Below are 17,069 nucleotides of genomic sequence, written 5' to 3'. Positions count from 1 at the left end.
CCATAACGTATATATACCTTCTTAATTAATAAGAATTCTATTCAATATAAAAAGCCATCAATACGTCGTCTCCATATGATCCATCTTCATATTTAATTTGCTTTCTTTGCCTTCCTTCTTCTACAAAGCCAATACGTTTGTACACTTGAATTGCTCTATCATTAATAGAAACTACACCTAAGCAAATTTTCTCTAAACCTTTCTTCCCTTTAGCCCAGCTAATAAGAAATTCAATTAGTTTCGTACCAATGCCTTGATTACAATACGCCTCCCTAATCCCCATTCCCATTGTGCCTGCATGTCGTAACCGTTCTAGTTCATATCGTTTGAAAACCAGAAAGCCAACCACCTTACTATCTACCTCGTAAACTATATAAAGGTTGCCTTTTTCACTACTTGTCTGTATCTTTTCTCTTTCTGAATCAATATCATTTGGTAATTTATTTGGAGATGATATAAAAAACTTTGTAGTAGTTTCTGATAATATAATTTCTTTTCTAATATCCATAATTGATTCCGCATCAACCTCTTTTGCTAATCGTATCACCGAATCACCTCGTACCTTTTTCTTTTAAAAATAATATTGGAACTATCAAACTAAGAATCTCTAAAACGCTCAATATGCAACATTACATATTGAGAATCTTTTCACTTTTGATACAATATCCTTACATCTATATAAAAGGAATGCATAAAATGAATCCAATTTTAACAGCTGCAAAACAACTATTACATAAAGACGAAGTTATTATATCTACTTTAAATTGTTCACTTACTGGCTATATTATTACGCATAAAGTTCCGTATCCGGGCATGCTACTTGCTACTAATAGAAGAATTCTCTTTTTTAGCCAATATAAAAATACATTAATTTTCGAATTTGAGTATGAAAAAATTGTATCTATAGAAACGAAGAGAAGAATCTTTGATAAAAAAATAATATTTTATTATGAAGATGAATATATAACGGTGGGATACATTACAAGTTCAAATATTGAAGAATTCATAGACTTACTACAGAGAAAATGCAAAACTAGCACGGATTCATAATCAGTGGGGATTTTATTCATCCCCCACTGATTATTAGCCCTCACCAATCGGGCTTTTACGGGCAGCCCGACTCCCACCTATCCTTACGGTTTAGCTATTTCCTGCATAAACCCAGCCATGCTCGCTAATACACTAGTGAAAACGAAAAGTACAATAATAAGAGGGATAAGTTTGTCTTTATTTAAATTCGTTATCGTTTTTAAACCTATTCCTAATAAAACGTAATACCAAATATTAAATATATCTATTCTTTGAGCAATTGTATGCAAGATCATATTATCTGTCGCTATTGCACCTAAACCTGTATAAGATATCTCATACCCACTTAGAGAAAATGCAATTAATCCGTTTAAAATCATCCCTATCCTTAATACAAACGAAGCATAAATGATTATCGGGAATGTTTCTTTATAGTTAATATCAACTCCAAAGAAAATCATAATGTTCTTATAGAATATAGGTGCAAAAAGTATAGCTATGATTCCGCTGACTGCTGAAAATCCAAATGTAGTAAAGAAAGTTATGTATTTCGGAACAGTAAATCCCGTTTTATCATGAAACATACTGAGTGCAGGATTATTTAAAGAATTCCAAGACATTAAGGCACTTGAAATTATAATAAGCACAATTAAAAGAGCTAACGGGAAAAATATATTTCTTTGATTCTTCATCCTTTTGAATTGTAGTGTTGGTGAAGTGAATATCCCAATAATCGATGGTTTTCCCGAAATCTCTTCCTGTATAAGACTACTAACTTGCAAGAAAATTCCCCTTCCTTATTACACTTATAACTCCTCCCACTTCGTCCACACTTCTCTCCCGTTTATATGGTACATATTATCCTCACGATCCATAAATCCATGCACTATGAATTCTCGTCTAATCGTACAAGAATCATCATGATATTGTTTTATGAATGTATTAATTTCTTTTTCTGTATATTGATTTTCAGCGTTTAACTTGCTCACTAAATACTCTAACAATACTAGTTTTTTCTTCTTTTGACCTGGAATCGATTTTAAACGATCCTCTTTATCGAAAAAATTGCGAATGGTCGTATCACGAAATTTCATTTGGCTTTCGGTCATTTTGTTGTCCTCCATCAGTTTTTATGTAATAAAACTTTATTGTTTGTCCTTACTATTTTTCTTCATTCTTTTACTTACAACATCCATAAGGTAATACCCGCTAATTAGCACATAGTAAACTAAAAGTATTCCTAGTGCATCTTTCATATTTATATATTTTTCTTTATGAAACAAGATAGGTGAAAGGGCGTAAACAAGAAAGATGATTAGCGGATTTAAGATAAAATAATAAGTAAGATTTCCTTTCATCGTATCAACTCCTCTATTCTATGTTTCTCTGCAAATTGTTGTAATTCCTTTTCACTTTTACTCCTCTCATCCACACTTTTTTAATTTATTTATCACCCTTATATTTGTAACTTATTATTCAAATTAACAATTCCATATGGTAAATTATGTTATAATCCATTTATACATACTTTGGAGGGTACATAGTGAAAAAAGCTATTATAGTATTAAGCATCCTATATCTTATTTTAACCGTACATACAGGAGCTGTTCTTTTAGGAAAAGAAGATTATAGAGGTGCTATCAATACATTAAAAGAAACGAAGGAAGTCTCTTCATTTCAATCTGCAAAAGACGGTGTGATTTTATTAAAAGGAACATTAACTACTACACAACCTATTACAGAGGAAAAACTTCAAAATAAAGAATTTGCACTTCTTGAAATTAATACATATAAACGACGAAAAGCAAATTGGAAAAACATTGATACCGAGCAGCATATTGCAAAGCAGCTCTTACTAAACAATGAGGCTCTTCCTGCATTAAAAGAAATCCGTTTTTCAATGGAGCCAATTACACTGTTAGGAAAAGATATTTCCACCGAAGATTACTCACTAAAAAAGGATGATACTCAATTAACAATTAAAGGTAAGGGATACCGATATACAGGAATAGAAAACAAATCAGATACTCTTATTTTTGGTATAAAAAAAGGAGATACACTTGAAGGGTATAGTGGCTCAGAAATTCTAATAGGAAAAACAAAAGAGGACATTGCCAGTAACATGAAACTATATACTTTTGCTGAAAGATATGGTCCATTTGTTTGGATTGTAGCTACAATTATTCTTATAAGTATTGTTATATACTTGTTCCGTAAAAATAGAAAAACAAATGAATTTTCTCAACCAATAAAACAAGACCAATAAAAAAGGCACCATTTCGGTGCCTTTTTTTATTGGTCTTATTTAAGCTTCAATCGATTGATTTTCAGCAATATTTTTAAATTGTCGTTTGTGCATCCACGTTAATGAAGCAATTGTTCCAAGTGATAATACAACGATAAAGATCATGAGTATCCCAATATTTTGCCACATGAAGTTAAAGTCTCCGCTTGATACGACTGCTTTCAATCCTGATACAGAATATGTCATCGGTAACCAAGCATTAAATGGTTGTAAATACTTCGGAATCAACTCTAGCGGGAATGTTCCAGCACTTGTTGTAAGCTGAATAATTAATGTGATGATTGCGATGAAACGCCCTGCATCACCGAATGCTGTTACTAAACATTGAATTAATGAAATAAACGCTAAGCTCGTAACAATACTAAAGAGTATAAAGTATGGAATACTTTGTACTTCTACACCTAACCAGAACAGTAATATGACATCTGCTACTATTGCTTGAATAATACCGACTGATAGTAAAACACCAAACTTACTAATAAACCAGCTGAATCCTGATTTCGGAACGCCGACTGTATCGCGTAATGGGTATACGATAGATAATAGTAATGCCCCAACGAATAAACCGAGTGATAAGAAATACGGTGTGAATCCTGTTCCGTAGTTTGGAACTTCCGCCATTTTCTCCGTCTTCACTTTTACAGGGCTTGCAAACATATCATACGTTTTATCCGTTCCTTTCACTTCACCAGTTTTCTCTGCCCCTTCGCCAAGTTTCTCAGCAAGTTCACCTGAACCATCATTTACTTTTACGAGGCCATCTGTCACTTTTCCTGATCCATCTGCTAGTTTATTTACTCCGTCGATTAGCTGGGTTGAGCCAGTGGACATTTTATTTAGGCCACCATTTAGAGTACCTAAGCCAGTTGTTACTTGACTTGAGCCATCTGCTAATTGCGTTATTCCGCCTGTCATTTGACTTGCTCCTACAGATAATGTGCCTAAACCGCCTGTTACTTGGTTTGATCCATCTGCCAATTGATTTATTCCGCCTGACATTTGATTTGCTCCTGCAGATAATGTGTCTAAGCCACCTGTTACTTGACCCGAGCCATCTGCTAATTGATTTATCGCATCAATTAATTGACCGGATTCGTTTTTAAATTTATTTGCGCCTTCTTTTGCTGCATTTAAATTCTTACCAAATCCTTGGAAATTTTCAACAAATCCTTTTTGTCCACTGGCTAATTTCTCAATACCATCCGTTAAAGATTTCAATCCCGCTGTATTCGGTAATTTGTTTTGCGCATCACTTGTTGTTTGATGTATTTCGCCTTTTAATTGTTTTACTTCTTCATTTAATTTATTTGTTCCACCTGCTACTCCGGCAGCTTTCTGCTGAACCGTCGCTGTACTTTTTGCCGCATTTGTTATATATGGTTGTAACTGCTCTTGATATTCTTTTGGTAAACTCTCGATTTGTTTTTGTAAATTTGCAACATCTTGCGCTGCAGTTTTTGCATCCCCTGCTGTTGATTGAGCGACTTCATTTAACTGACTTATATTTTCTCCAGCACCATCTATTTTCTGATTTACCGTATTTAATATAGTAGGAACTTTCGACTGCATTTCCTCTAAGCCTGCAACAGAATTTTTCACTGTACTATTTAACTCTTGCAAACCCTTTTCAATGTTTTGAGAAACTCCCTCTAATTTACTTTGTCCTTCGGCAAGTTTTTCCATGCCAGTTGATAATTCATTCGTTCCTGTTTTTAATTCACCTGTTTTACTTACTAATGTATTCAAACCTGCCGTTACTTTCTGAGATCCATCTTGTAATTTCCCTATACCTGTCTGCATCTCACCTGTTTTACTATTTAACGTATTTAAGCCTGCTGTTACTTTCTCGGATCCATCTTGTAATTTCCCTATACCTATCTGCATCTCACCCGTTTTGCTATTTAATGTATTTAAACCTGCTGTTACTTTCTCGGATCCATCTTGTAATTTATTAGATCCATCTGCTAATTTCCCAACTCCATCTTTCATCTCTCCAGATTTCCCTTGAAGTGTATGGAGTCCATCCGTCACTTTACCTGATCCATCATGCAACTCACTAGCTCCATCATGTAACTTATTCGCTCCGTCCGCTCCATCTGCTAATCCTTTTGAGACGTCTTTAATGGAATCAAACATTTTCTCTGCATATGTTTTCGTTAACGTACTTGATACTTCACCTTTAATTTTTTCAATGGCTGTTCCGCCAATTTGTGAAGATAAGAAGTTTAAACTTTCATTTGGAATATATTCTAAGTTCAATGGTTTCGGATCGTCTTTTAATAACGTTGTAGCGTTACTTGAGAAGTCATCTGGAATACGTACTAACATGTAATACTTTCTGCCTTCCATTCCCTCTTTCGCTTCTTTTTCACTTACAAATTCCCATTTGAAACTTGTATTATCTTTTAAGTTATCAACGAGCCCTTTTCCGACCTCAATTGGTTTCCCATCAAATACTGCACCTTTATCTAAATTGACTACCGCCACTGGCAAATCATCTAACTGTTTATACGGATCCCAAAAGGCCCATAAAAACATACCTGCATATAAAATCGGTACAAATAAAACCGCAATGATTGGGATTAATATTTTTTTACTTTTTATAATCTCTGCAAATTCTTTACTAAGCAACTTATGCCATTTCATAATTTATCCCCCTTTTCAAAAATGACCAAAATGTATTTTTAGTCATTTTTACCCAAATAAAAAGGCTATATCTGTTCATACATATGCCTTATCCCCGAATTTATACTATGCACATTTTCATCTACATGATTATATTTAACCATCCTCCTTATACGATTGACCAATTTGTTCAATTAGTCATTTTTTATAATATTAAAAGGATTATCTTAATTTGACAATCCTTTTAGTAAATAAAGTTCGAATAATTCCGATATTTTTTCTTTTTCTAACGGTTCATGATTTTTTTCCCAATCAAAAATAAGTGATACGTATAGGCGAAGCATAATAAACGCTGTAATTTCTGGATCACATTTGCTAATTTCACCCTTTTCAATCGCAATTTCTAAATACGATTGAATAACAGAAACGATTTCCACATCTACTTGTTGCATCACTTCTTGTACTTCTTTCGTTCCCATATCACGCTCTTCTTGAATTAGTTTAATCATGAGCTGATGTTCTTTTCTAAATTCTAATATGCTATATAATGCTCTATGTACATTTTCAAAAAATGAAATATCTGAACGAATTGCATTTTCTGCAACTTGCTTCATTTCTGTAATTAAATTAGAAATAATTTCACCAAATAGCTCTTCTTTATTTTTGAAAAAAGTATAAATCGTTCCTTTTCCTACATTCGCTAACTTCGCTACTTGATCCATCGTTGTTGCTTTATAACCGAACGCTGAAAAAGACTTTGTTGCAGCTTCAATAATAGAACGTTTTCGATCTATCGCCACATCTTCACCTCCAAAAATGACCAATTGGATAATATAGTCAATCAGTACATCTTTGATATTACCACACGCTTACATTCTATACAAGTTCTCTTTTTTATTATCCCCAGTATAAAAAAATTCCAGTCAAGTTATATCATACTGTCCATAGTGTATCAAAAAGTATACTTGTATGGAAAGCAAGAATATATTCATAACAATTGCTGGCTAGATCACACTAGAAATCTAATTAAATAGACAGTGTTCTTAAAACCAAAAGTTTAAGAACACTGTCTTTTATTTTGACATAGAAAGTAATATTTTCTCCATCTCTTTCTTAGTTAGCTCATCATCGATTATCTCTTCGTATATCTTTGTATCTCTTGTAAAAATATCATTCACTATGACAATTTGATACTCACTATTCTTACCTTGTGCTGGTACAAACATTTTGAGGCCTCTTAACTTACCCTCTCCATGAGAAGATTTATTATATACCATTCCTTTCCCATCTAAACTATAACTTTCTAGATTCTCTTCTCCAGGCATCATGTAGTGTAGTGGATCCTTATTACCACCTACATACATTCTTGACTGATAAATTGTAAAACCATATTTCCCTTTTGTATATTCTGATTTAATAACTAATTCTACATCTCTTCCAAAATATGAATCAGCCCATTCTCTTTTTAACTCATAACCTTCAGTCATATAAGTCGGCTGCTTAATTTGAAATGGTACATGATCTTTCGCTTCTTCTATAGTATATGTTAAAGACTTCTCCAGCTTATCTCTAAGCGGTTTTAATGTCTTCTCAATAGTAGCTAGTCTTTCTTGATCAGCTTTCTTCAAGCGTTCAGGTTTATATTCCTTTGTATCTCCATCATAATTCTCAGGCACATTTTTCTTAACCATTGCTTTTTTATGAATTTCTTGCGCTTCCTTAAATAATTGAACATACTGCTCAAATTCTTCTTTTGTAAAATTCTTTTCTGCCAAATACAAAAAATCTGTATTCCTTTTATATGACTTTATTGACATCCCCCATTCTCTACTTGCATTCTCCGGTGTACCTAATACTGTTTCTATCGCTTTTTCAAAAGCCGCTTTAGATTGCTTTTTTTCTACAACTTTTTCTTTCTGTCTTTCATCCCCCTCAGTTATCCTTGCATTTAATAAGAATCCGCCTGCTATAGCTGCTATAGCAATGATTCCAAGTAAAGAAAGACGATAAGATTTCTTTTGGAACTTTTTAATCATAACGATTCTCCTTTTCAGTGTTCGTTTATTTCTACTTAAATTTGCTAGGCTTGGTGCTTGATAGGAATAATGTTCTAAAAGAGTAATAATTGTATGACCGTATGCAATTTGCTCCTCTTTATCTATAAAAGTAAGCGCATATGCATCACAGGCTAATTCTTGATCTTCTCGCATACAGAAATAGGCGTACCAAAGAATCGGATTGAACCAATTTAATAGGAGCAAACTGTACATAATCCAATTTACAGCTACGTCGTTTCTCTTAATATGAGCTAACTCATGGTAAAAGACATATTGTAATTGTTGCTCATTTAATACTTTCATATGTTTTTTTGATAGTAATACTTTCGGCCGAAAGAAACTGAAAACAGTTGGGCTCGCAATCTTTTCTGCTAGACGTAATGAAACTGCCTTCTTCATTTTCATAGACTGCTTACAGCGATTAAACACTGTAACGACCTGTTCATCCGTAATATCCGCTTGTTTCTTTATGTAAGAATATAAACGTCTATTTGTAATAAACGTTATGACTGCTAATACGATTACCCCAGCTAGCCAAACATATAGAGCAAGTTTGTATAAAGAAAATGTAGTCTGTTGTTCCGCACTCGCGTTTACTTCAGGTTCACCATTTTTTGTCACAGTTTCAGAATTTGATTCCAATTCCACTGTATGATTGGTTTCTATGTTCACTATACTCTCAGTAGACGGCATATTTTTTGGAATAACTTCCGATACACTAGAACTATAGGAAAGTAATGAATAAATACTATAAGAGCTATCTGGTGACCATGGTAAAAGAAGTCTTATCATTAATACGATCCACAGCATATATTGCCATCTCGGCGTTAACTTATTTCTAAATAGAACTTTTATACATAAGATAAATCCAACTAATATGCTAGCCATAAGTGACGTTTCTATAAGCCAATCAAAAAAATGAGGAAGGTATACATTTATAAGCGTGTCTATCATTGTTATCTATCCTTCCTCTTATTCTCCTCGGTCTTTTCATCTAAAATGCGTTTCAGTTCGTTAATATCTTCTGAAGACAATTTTTCCTCTTTTAAAAAATTAACAAGTAATGGCTTAAACGCTGCGCCGCAAAAACGCTTTAGCAAAGATTTTGTTTCAACTTGCAAATAATTATCTTGTGATACTAACGGATAATAAGCATACATACGCCCTTTATCTTGATGATAAGAAACGGCTTCCTTTTGTACTAACCGATTAATTAATGTACGGATTGTTTTCGGTTTCCAGTCCATTGTATCTTCCAGTTCTTCTATAATTTCATTCGCTGTTTGTGGAGAATTCGACCACAACACTTTCATAATTTCTAATTCTGCTTCAGATATTTTAGGTAATTTATTTGTCATATTGTTTTCCACCCCTCTTATTACATTTGTAATCTACAATTAAGATTACAAATGTAATACTAAATTGTCAACCATATTTTAGAAAATATAATTTCCGTTAAACCTTACTTAACGACAACGAAATTCCCTTTTTTCAAATAATCAAATAAAAAAACAAGAAAATCTTTACATTTAATAGTAATATAGAAAATAGACAAGTTTATCAAAATAGTGGAGGCTTTTTCAGTCATGATGCGTGCGCTTCGTTTAAATATAAAGCAAGCTTTTTGTAGTCGTATTTCTTTAATTATTATGTTTAGTGGATTCGTTCTTATTTGTATTTATCACTATTACTATGTAATTCGTTATTTAGGGGACGCAGCAAGTGGACCTATTTCAACAGATATAAAATGGATCGGATTTCGCGACAATGAAATGGATGTTTATTTATTATTAATGCCAGTTATTGCGAGTTTCCCCTTTAGTACAAGTTACAATTCGGATAAGTCAGATGGTTTTAAACCGTTTGTGAGTAAGGGGATTTCTTTATTTCCTTATTCATTAATGAAATATATCGTTACGTTTTTTTGCGGAGGATTTCTTTATACATTTCCATTCATCTTATCGTTATTATTTTGCAAATTAACCATTCCAGACGGAACACCTACGATTGGTTCAGGCATCATAAATGCTGATGGAATGTTCGCAAACCTATATTTCGATGCGCCTCTCACTTACATTACTGTATATATCGGAATTAATTTTTTATTTGCAGGTTTAATGGCTCTTTTAGGACTTGCTGCATCTGTATGGTCACAAAAGGACTATATGGCAATTCTCTTTCCATTTGCAGTTGCCTCCATTCCTTACGTCCTGCTAAATACAATATTTCCTTCAATAGGCGGAGCACCTATTCATTTATATGATCCGAAACAACCATTGCAAGGCATGTCACCATACATTTTAACGATGCAATGTGCTTTCTTCCTTCTCGTTAGCTTATTTATGTATATACAAGGAGTAAAGCGGGATAGAAAAAAATATAGAAGAAGGCTGCAAAAAAGAGATCGGTGTAGAAAAGCGTTTCAAGCAATTTCGGACTAACTAATTGAACGAATAAGAGCGTAATTCCCTAAGTTAGCTTAGAGAATTACGCTCTTATTATCATTTACATTTATCAATCTTATATTTTCAATACTCATATAATCCTCTCCCATTTACGGCGTACCTGCCAATCCCCATAAAATAACGATCGCCGCAAAATAAATCGCTTTAATACCTACAACTGAACATAATAAAATAATTGCGTATTTACTTAATTCTCTTCTTGCACCGATTAAAGTAAAAATAACCGCCAAACTAAACGTTATATAGGAAGTTGCGGTATTTATTAAGTAATACATACTATCTAGATTCTGTGTAAGCCCTGTTATATCGGCTACAAACTGAAGCATGACGATCGTACTAAAAAAAATTGCAAGCTGATTCATTAATTTTCCATTTAACCATGCTTGCATCTTTAACCTCCTCATTATAAAAAACTGAATTTTAAATTAATTTTAACATGATTTTTACAGAAAAAGAACGCTTAGTATATTTCTAAGCGTTCTTTCTCGACTATTTAAGAAGCCTTCTTCAAATCAATTTGAACAAGTACTGGATCGTGGTCACTTACACGCCCATGTTCTTTCATAATGTTTGAGTTTAAGTGTACAGGGTCTACAATTGTGTGCGGTGCGATGTTGTTTGTTACTAAAATATGATCTAGCACTTGTGCGTTACCTTCATGAATGTACGTGTAGCGGTTCTCTTTCGGCACTGTGTTTAACATATCTTTTAATATCGTTCCCTCAAGTGCTTCTAAAGGTTTAGAGAATTCAAAGTCATTCATATCACCTAATACAACAACTGGTGCATTTGTATTCTTTTCTTGAATACCTTGTACGAAATGATTCACTTCTTGTGCTAATTGAACTCGTTTTTCTTCACTCTTTAATACGAGCGGCTGCACTTTTCCAAATGGCGTTGCATCTCCTAGTTTTGAGTTTAAGTGATTTGAAATGACAACAACGTTTTGTCCTTGGAACGTAAATTCTGCCGCTAACGGTTTACGTGTACTTTCAAATAATGAATTTTCTTCTCCAATACGAACAACATTTTTATCTAGTAACTTCGGTACTGTCGCTAATTTCACACGAGATGGGTTATAGAAGAAACCGACGCGAATATTCGCTCCAGGTGCCCCACCGTCTTGATTGTTGTTCGGCGCAATTTCTACATACTCATACTTCGGTCCACGAATTTCTAATACAGCATCAATGATACGTTTTGCGCTTAAAGACGCATCAGTCGTACCGTCATTGATTGCTCCATTATTATCTTGCATCTCTTGTACACCGATAATATCAGGCATTTTTAAATTATATTTAATAGAATAAGCTAACGCTTTCACTTTTTCATCTGTTGTTTCTTTTTTGTTCGCTGAGAAGTTTTCAATGTTATATGTAGCAACTGTTAACTTATCAAGACGCGGCTGAATATTTGCCCCTACTTGCTTAAATCCGCCGTCCACTACAGATGGTAATTCCGTTACTGGCGAAATGCGGAACGAACCGTAGTCATATCCTACTACGCCTGTTATATCTCCAGTAAACGTATCGCCTACTTTCGCGACATAATCACGAGGTACTTTTACAGAAAGGCGCTCTGGATTTAATTGCTCTTTATCTAATAAAGGTGTACCATACTTCGTTACTACTTTATCTCCGCCATTTTTTACTGTTACATATAAATTACCGTTTTTCTGCGGAGCGATAATTTTTGGTGTTGGCATCGTAACACGCATACCTTCTACACTTTCATAAAAGTCGATTGCATCTTCATTTGGATCAAATAGACCGAATGCATCATTATCGATAATTTGATCAGGGATTTTCACACCGTTTTCTCCTAATACAATCGGCGCTGGTAAAGGTTGATCTTTTGCGATTACAGCAACGCGACTCGCCTTAATTTCCGTCGTCGTTAAGTCTGTTTCAAATCGCTCTGCATATCCAGGTCCAACATATTCTTCTACTTCTCCATCAACTTGGACAAGATCTCCTACTGCTACATTCGCATCTTTTTTGTATACGTAAATACCTTCAGAAGTAGCTGGATCATTATCCGGCTGATTATCTTCTATATAAAAACCATTTTTATCAAGCGCTGTGACAACGCCCTCCACACTGTTTACTTTCTTCCCATTGTAAGGAGAAATATGTGATTTCCCTTGAATATCATGAATACGAACTGGTTCATTATTTACGATAATAAATGAAAATGTTGAAATCGCTGAAGAAGTAAGCCCTTCTTTCTCTGCAATTGCTTTAATCACACTATTTTCATTCACTACAATTTGTCCGTTATAACGAACGCTCTTGTTTGTAGGGTTAGAGCCATCTAACGTATAGTAGATTGTTGCTCCTTCTGTATTCGTTGTTAATGTTACTGCTGTTCCTTTTGCAACTTCCCCACCATTTGGTGATGCCACTACATCGCTAACGCGGTTTTGTTCTTCTCCTTGAAACTTATGAGCTGTTACTGATTTTAAACCTGGGCTACCGAAATATAACTCAAGCGTCCCTGTCAACCTAACTTTCTTCCCGATATTTTCAGGATGGTCTTTCACATTTACTGCCGATCTCACATCGCCTTTTGGCAATTGAACAGGCATGATTTTGTCTGGATTCGTTTCGTTTGGCGAATCGGCAATTGCCACGTTTGTGTCGTCAAACTTAGCCGGATCTTTCGTGTATTTAGAAGGACTTTGCGTATACCCAACGATATATCCTTCCACTATCCCCTTCGTTTTCCCTTGCTGCTTAAATACTTGAATTGCTTTTTCTACTGACATAGAAGTAGTTTCTTCCGCCTGCGCTAAAGTTCCAGTAAATGAAAGCAATAACATCAATGATAAAAAGACACTTAATAATTTCTTCACAGCCATTTCCCTCTCCCTATTTCATATTTTCTCAACATTTCTATCATATCAAATGATTCGTTATATAGAACTATATTTCGACAAGTTTTACACAAAATTTATTTAATTTACAAGTTTTCAACCTATAATACAAAATAACTTATATAGCTTTATTGACTAAAGGTATTTTATCCAATAAACAAAACGCCTTCAATATAATTGAAGGCGTTTTGTTTGAAATATTTTAATGTGCGACTAATTTAGTCTCCATTACTTTTTCTAAATGAAATAACACACGTTTCGCCGCTAACTCACCTTGCTCAATACAAGCTGGAAGACCAGAACCAGCGTAAGAACTACCTGCCAAATACACACCTGGCAATTCTTCCTCCATAAATGTTGTGAGCTTTTTCATTCGCTCTTTATGGCCTACTGTATATTGAGGCATGGCTTCTTTCCAGCGGCTTACAATTGTAAACTCTGGATCCTCTGTAATATCCATTGTCTTTTGTAAGTCCTCTAATACGAGCTGTACAATTTCTTCGTCAGTTTGTTCAACAATCGCTTCATCACCTGGGCGTCCGACGTAACAGCGAAGAAGCGTTTTTCCCTCTGGCGTTGTATGTGGCCATTTTTTATGTGTCCACGTACACGCTGTAATTGTATAATCACTATTTCTTGATACGACAAATCCGGTACCATCAATATCACGCTGAATTGCAGACTTTGGGAAAGCAAGTGCCACGTTTGCAACTGATGTAGACGGAATGTTACGGAAGAAACGAAACTGCTTATACTGCGCAAACATAGATGGCAATACTTTATGCGGCGTCGCAACTACAATCGCGTCTGCTTCCATTTCTTTTCCGTTACTAAGCGTAATCGTATAACTATCACCAATTTTTGCAACCTTTTCGATACGAGTTCCCTTCATTACCATATCATTAGGAATCTTCGTTTCAAGAGATTCTACTATAGATTCTAAACCGGTTTTCACAGTTTTAAATATTCCTTTTTTCAATTCAGCCTTCTCTTGCTTTGGAGCGAGCGTACGCATACCGAGTGAAATACTACGGTGCTCCTGTTCAATTTGATAAATTTGAGGGAATGTTGACATTAAACTCATTTCATCAATATCCCCTGCATAAATACCAGATAATAATGGCTCAATTAAATTTTCAACGACTTCATTTCCAAGACGATGCCTGAAAAACTGCCCGAGTGATTGATCAGAAACTGGTTTTGATCTAGGCATTAATAAGTCAAAACCAGCTCTTAGTTTACCAATTGGGGAGAACAATCCGGAAAATAGAAACGGCGTAATTTGCGTTGGAATTCCCATCATTGAACCGCTCGGCATTTTATGTAACCGATTGTTTACGAGAACGAACGATTGACCAGCCTTATTATTTACAAGTTCAGCATCAAGTCCTAATTCTTTCACTAATTTAGCTGCACTCTCTTTTCTTGCTAAGAAAGAATCAGGACCGCGTTCAATTGTAAATCCATCTTTTTGAACGGTTTGAATTTTCCCGCCAAGTTTACCAGACGCTTCTATAAGCAATGCATCTATCGGCAAGTTTTTTTCACGAATTTCTTTTTGTAAGTTATACATTGTTGTCAATCCTGTGATGCCACCGCCGATGATCACAACTTTTTTCCTCAAGTAAGCTCCCCCTTTCTACTTACATTACAGATTCTTTTTTCTTTAATACAACATCTGCTAAACAGTCGATAAATGCGTCCGATGCGTTTGGCATTTCTGGACGATAATATTTCGCGCCAATTTCATCCGTTACCACTTTACACTCAAAGTCATTGTCATATAAAACTTCTAAATGTTCCGCAACAAATCCAACTGGTGCATATACGAATGAACTGTAGCCGTATTTTTCATTTAGTTCTCTCGTTAAATCTTGTACATCTGGACCAATCCAAGGATCTGGTGTATTTCCGGCACTTTGCCAACCTACTGCATAATTTGCTACTTCAGCACCACGTGCAATATAGTCAGCTGTTTCGTTTAATTGATCCGGGTATGGATCGCCGAGTGCGATAATTTTTTCTGGTAAACTATGTGCAGATACGATTAACACCGCTTTTTCACGTTCTGCTTCTGACATACCGTTATATATACCTTTCACTGCATCGACCCAATACTGAATAAATTTCGGTTCTTTATACCAGCTATCGATGCCGTGAATTGTTAAGTTTCCAAGTTTTTCTGCTTCTTCTTGCGCTCGTCCTACATACGACTTCACGCTAAAAGTAGAATAGTGAGGGGCAAGAACGAGTGCAATTGCATCTTCTATTCCATCTTTATGCATAGCTTGTACTGCATCTTCAATGAACGGTTCAATATGTTTTAAACCAAGATACATGTGGTACTCTACTTCATCTTGTATTTCATTTAAACGTGTCTCTAACTTTTTAGCTTGCTCTAATGTAATAGTAGCTAAAGGAGAAATACCACCAATTGCACGGTAACGCTCTGTTAAATCTTCTAGCATTTCAGGACTTGGCTTTCTTCCTCTGCGAATATGTGTATAGTAACGTTCAATATCTTCTTCTTTATATGGCGTTCCGTATGCCATTACAAGCAAACCAATTTTCTTTTTCATACAGACAATCTCCTTTACTTCGCTAACTGTTCTTTAGAGTACTCATGAATAAATGTAGTTAAGCGTTTTAATGTATCTGGATTTACTTCTGGGAATACGCCGTGACCTAAGTTAAAGATATAACCTGGCTGCTTCATCCCTTGATCTAAAATACCTTTTACATGTTCTTCAATAACAGGCCAAGGTGCTAATAAGAATGAAGGATCCATATTTCCTTGTACCGCCTTGTGAACACCACGTGCGCGTGCTTCTTCAATCGGTAAGCGCCAATCTAAACCTACTACATCAAGCGGTAAGTCGTGCCATTCATTCACTAAATGTGCAGCACCTACGCCGTGCATAATCATTGGAACACCCACCTTACGAACTTCTGCAAAAATACGCTCCATCGCTGGTTTAATAAATATACGGTAATCCGCTACATTTACTGCTCCAACCCAAGAATCGAAAATTTGAACCGCTTTTACTCCTGCGTTAATTTGCGCTTTTAAATATGTAATAACCATATCTGCAAGCTTATCCATTAAAGCGAACCAAGCTTTCGGCTCTGCATACATAAACGCTTTCGTATTATGATAGTTACGAGAAGGACCGCCTTCAATCATATAGCTCGCTAACGTAAATGGAGCTCCTGAAAAACCGATTAACGGTACATCTAACATTTCTGTCGTTAATAAACGAATTGTATCTAGTATGTAAGGTACGTCATCTTCTGGATTGATTTCCCCTAATTTTTCTACGTCTTGTAAAGAACGGATTGGACTATCGATAACTGGACCAATGCCAGATTTAATTTCCACATCAACACCAATTGCAGGTAGTGGTGACATAATATCTTTATAAAGAATTGCTGCGTCTACGTTATATTGATCAACTGGCAACTTTGTAACGTAAGCGCACAACTCTGGATTATGTGTAATTTCAAATAAAGAATATTTCTCTTTTATCTTTCTATATTCCGGCTGTGAACGACCTGCTTGACGCATATACCATGCTGGTACATACTCTGTACGTTCCCCCCTACATGCTTTTAAAAATGTCTCATTTATAGTTCTTACCAAGACCCTAGCTCCCTTCCTTACCAATGCTTTTTCTTTAAATATGCTCTATTCCGATATTTATCTTTTTTTACTA

At 35.0% G+C, this 17,069-nt stretch carries 16 protein-coding genes; 3 read left to right on the top strand and 13 right to left on the bottom strand.

The window, feature by feature from the left end; genetic code table 11:
• Positions 1 to 37: 37 nt before the first annotated feature.
• On the bottom strand, positions 38 to 547 hold the full coding sequence (locus JFT95_RS03705) for a GNAT family N-acetyltransferase (protein ID WP_201051470.1): 510 nt from the start codon (positions 545 to 547) through the stop codon (positions 38 to 40).
• A gap of 149 nt (positions 548 to 696) precedes the next feature.
• Between JFT95_RS03705 and JFT95_RS03700 the strand changes: the two genes are divergently transcribed.
• Positions 697 to 1,050, top strand: a complete 354-nt coding sequence (locus JFT95_RS03700) for a PH domain-containing protein (RefSeq protein WP_201051468.1) — start codon at positions 697 to 699, stop codon at positions 1,048 to 1,050.
• Positions 1,051 to 1,133: 83 nt separating this feature from the next.
• On the opposite strand, the gene yknW is transcribed toward JFT95_RS03700, so the two are convergent.
• Genes yknW through JFT95_RS03685 form a run of 3 tightly spaced genes read right to left on the bottom strand, consistent with a single transcriptional unit; the run spans position 1,134 to position 2,387 of the window.
• On the bottom strand, positions 1,134 to 1,811 hold the full coding sequence (yknW, locus tag JFT95_RS03695; protein WP_201051466.1) for a YknW family membrane protein: 678 nt from the start codon (positions 1,809 to 1,811) through the stop codon (positions 1,134 to 1,136).
• A 24-nt stretch (positions 1,812 to 1,835) separates the two neighbouring features.
• Complete coding sequence (locus tag JFT95_RS03690) at positions 1,836 to 2,138, bottom strand: DUF2087 domain-containing protein (protein WP_201051464.1); 303 nt, start codon at positions 2,136 to 2,138, stop codon at positions 1,836 to 1,838.
• Between the two features lie 36 nt (positions 2,139 to 2,174).
• Positions 2,175 to 2,387, bottom strand: coding sequence for a hypothetical protein (locus JFT95_RS03685; RefSeq protein ID WP_201051462.1), 213 nt, complete (start codon positions 2,385 to 2,387; stop codon positions 2,175 to 2,177).
• Positions 2,388 to 2,572: 185 nt separating this feature from the next.
• On the opposite strand from JFT95_RS03685, the gene JFT95_RS03680 reads away from it, so the two are divergent.
• Positions 2,573 to 3,295 carry a hypothetical protein gene (locus JFT95_RS03680; protein WP_201051460.1) on the top strand — a complete coding sequence of 241 codons (723 nt, stop codon included), beginning with the start codon at positions 2,573 to 2,575 and terminating at the stop codon, positions 3,293 to 3,295.
• A 39-nt stretch (positions 3,296 to 3,334) separates the two neighbouring features.
• Here the strand turns inward: JFT95_RS03680 and JFT95_RS03675 are convergent, their stop codons facing one another.
• The 4 genes from JFT95_RS03675 to JFT95_RS03660 form a co-directional block, all read right to left on the bottom strand.
• Positions 3,335 to 5,980, bottom strand: a complete 2,646-nt coding sequence (locus JFT95_RS03675) for a YhgE/Pip domain-containing protein (protein WP_201051458.1) — start codon at positions 5,978 to 5,980, stop codon at positions 3,335 to 3,337.
• A gap of 206 nt (positions 5,981 to 6,186) precedes the next feature.
• On the bottom strand, positions 6,187 to 6,759 hold the full coding sequence (locus JFT95_RS03670) for a TetR/AcrR family transcriptional regulator (RefSeq protein ID WP_000963368.1): 573 nt from the start codon (positions 6,757 to 6,759) through the stop codon (positions 6,187 to 6,189).
• Positions 6,760 to 7,032: 273 nt separating this feature from the next.
• Complete coding sequence (locus JFT95_RS03665; RefSeq protein WP_201051456.1) at positions 7,033 to 8,970, bottom strand: M56 family metallopeptidase; 1,938 nt, start codon at positions 8,968 to 8,970, stop codon at positions 7,033 to 7,035.
• 2 nt (positions 8,971 to 8,972) lie between these two features.
• Positions 8,973 to 9,374, bottom strand: coding sequence for a BlaI/MecI/CopY family transcriptional regulator (locus JFT95_RS03660; RefSeq protein ID WP_088292318.1), 402 nt, complete (start codon positions 9,372 to 9,374; stop codon positions 8,973 to 8,975).
• A gap of 228 nt (positions 9,375 to 9,602) precedes the next feature.
• Here JFT95_RS03660 and JFT95_RS03655 point away from each other — a divergent pair, with 228 nt between their 5' ends.
• The gene (locus JFT95_RS03655) at positions 9,603 to 10,457 is read left to right on the top strand and encodes a hypothetical protein (RefSeq protein ID WP_002125815.1); all 855 of its coding nucleotides are present in this window, start codon (positions 9,603 to 9,605) and stop codon (positions 10,455 to 10,457) included.
• 113 nt (positions 10,458 to 10,570) lie between these two features.
• Here the strand turns inward: JFT95_RS03655 and JFT95_RS03650 are convergent, their stop codons facing one another.
• The 5 genes from JFT95_RS03650 to hemE all read right to left on the bottom strand — a co-directional run bounded on the left by JFT95_RS03650 (position 10,571) and on the right by hemE (position 16,996).
• Positions 10,571 to 10,870, bottom strand: a complete 300-nt coding sequence (locus JFT95_RS03650; protein WP_201051453.1) for a hypothetical protein — start codon at positions 10,868 to 10,870, stop codon at positions 10,571 to 10,573.
• 104 nt (positions 10,871 to 10,974) lie between these two features.
• On the bottom strand, positions 10,975 to 13,341 hold the full coding sequence (locus JFT95_RS03645; RefSeq protein WP_201051450.1) for a DUF6359 domain-containing protein: 2,367 nt from the start codon (positions 13,339 to 13,341) through the stop codon (positions 10,975 to 10,977).
• A gap of 217 nt (positions 13,342 to 13,558) precedes the next feature.
• Entirely contained in the window at positions 13,559 to 14,980 is a 1,422-nt protein-coding gene (gene hemY / locus JFT95_RS03640; protein ID WP_201051449.1) for a protoporphyrinogen oxidase, read from the bottom strand.
• A gap of 19 nt (positions 14,981 to 14,999) precedes the next feature.
• Positions 15,000 to 15,935 (bottom strand): ferrochelatase, encoded by a 936-nt coding sequence (hemH, locus tag JFT95_RS03635; RefSeq protein WP_201051447.1) that lies wholly within the window; start codon positions 15,933 to 15,935, stop codon positions 15,000 to 15,002.
• Positions 15,936 to 15,949: 14 nt separating this feature from the next.
• Positions 15,950 to 16,996, bottom strand: a complete 1,047-nt coding sequence (hemE, locus tag JFT95_RS03630) for a uroporphyrinogen decarboxylase (protein WP_016101582.1) — start codon at positions 16,994 to 16,996, stop codon at positions 15,950 to 15,952.
• Positions 16,997 to 17,069 lie beyond the last annotated feature (73 nt).

Origin of the sequence: Bacillus sp. TH17, from assembly GCF_016651125.1 — a bacterium.
In the GTDB taxonomy this organism is placed as follows: Bacteria; Bacillota; Bacilli; order Bacillales; family Bacillaceae_G; genus Bacillus_A; species Bacillus_A mycoides.
This window is presented reverse-complemented; position numbering and strand designations above follow the sequence as displayed.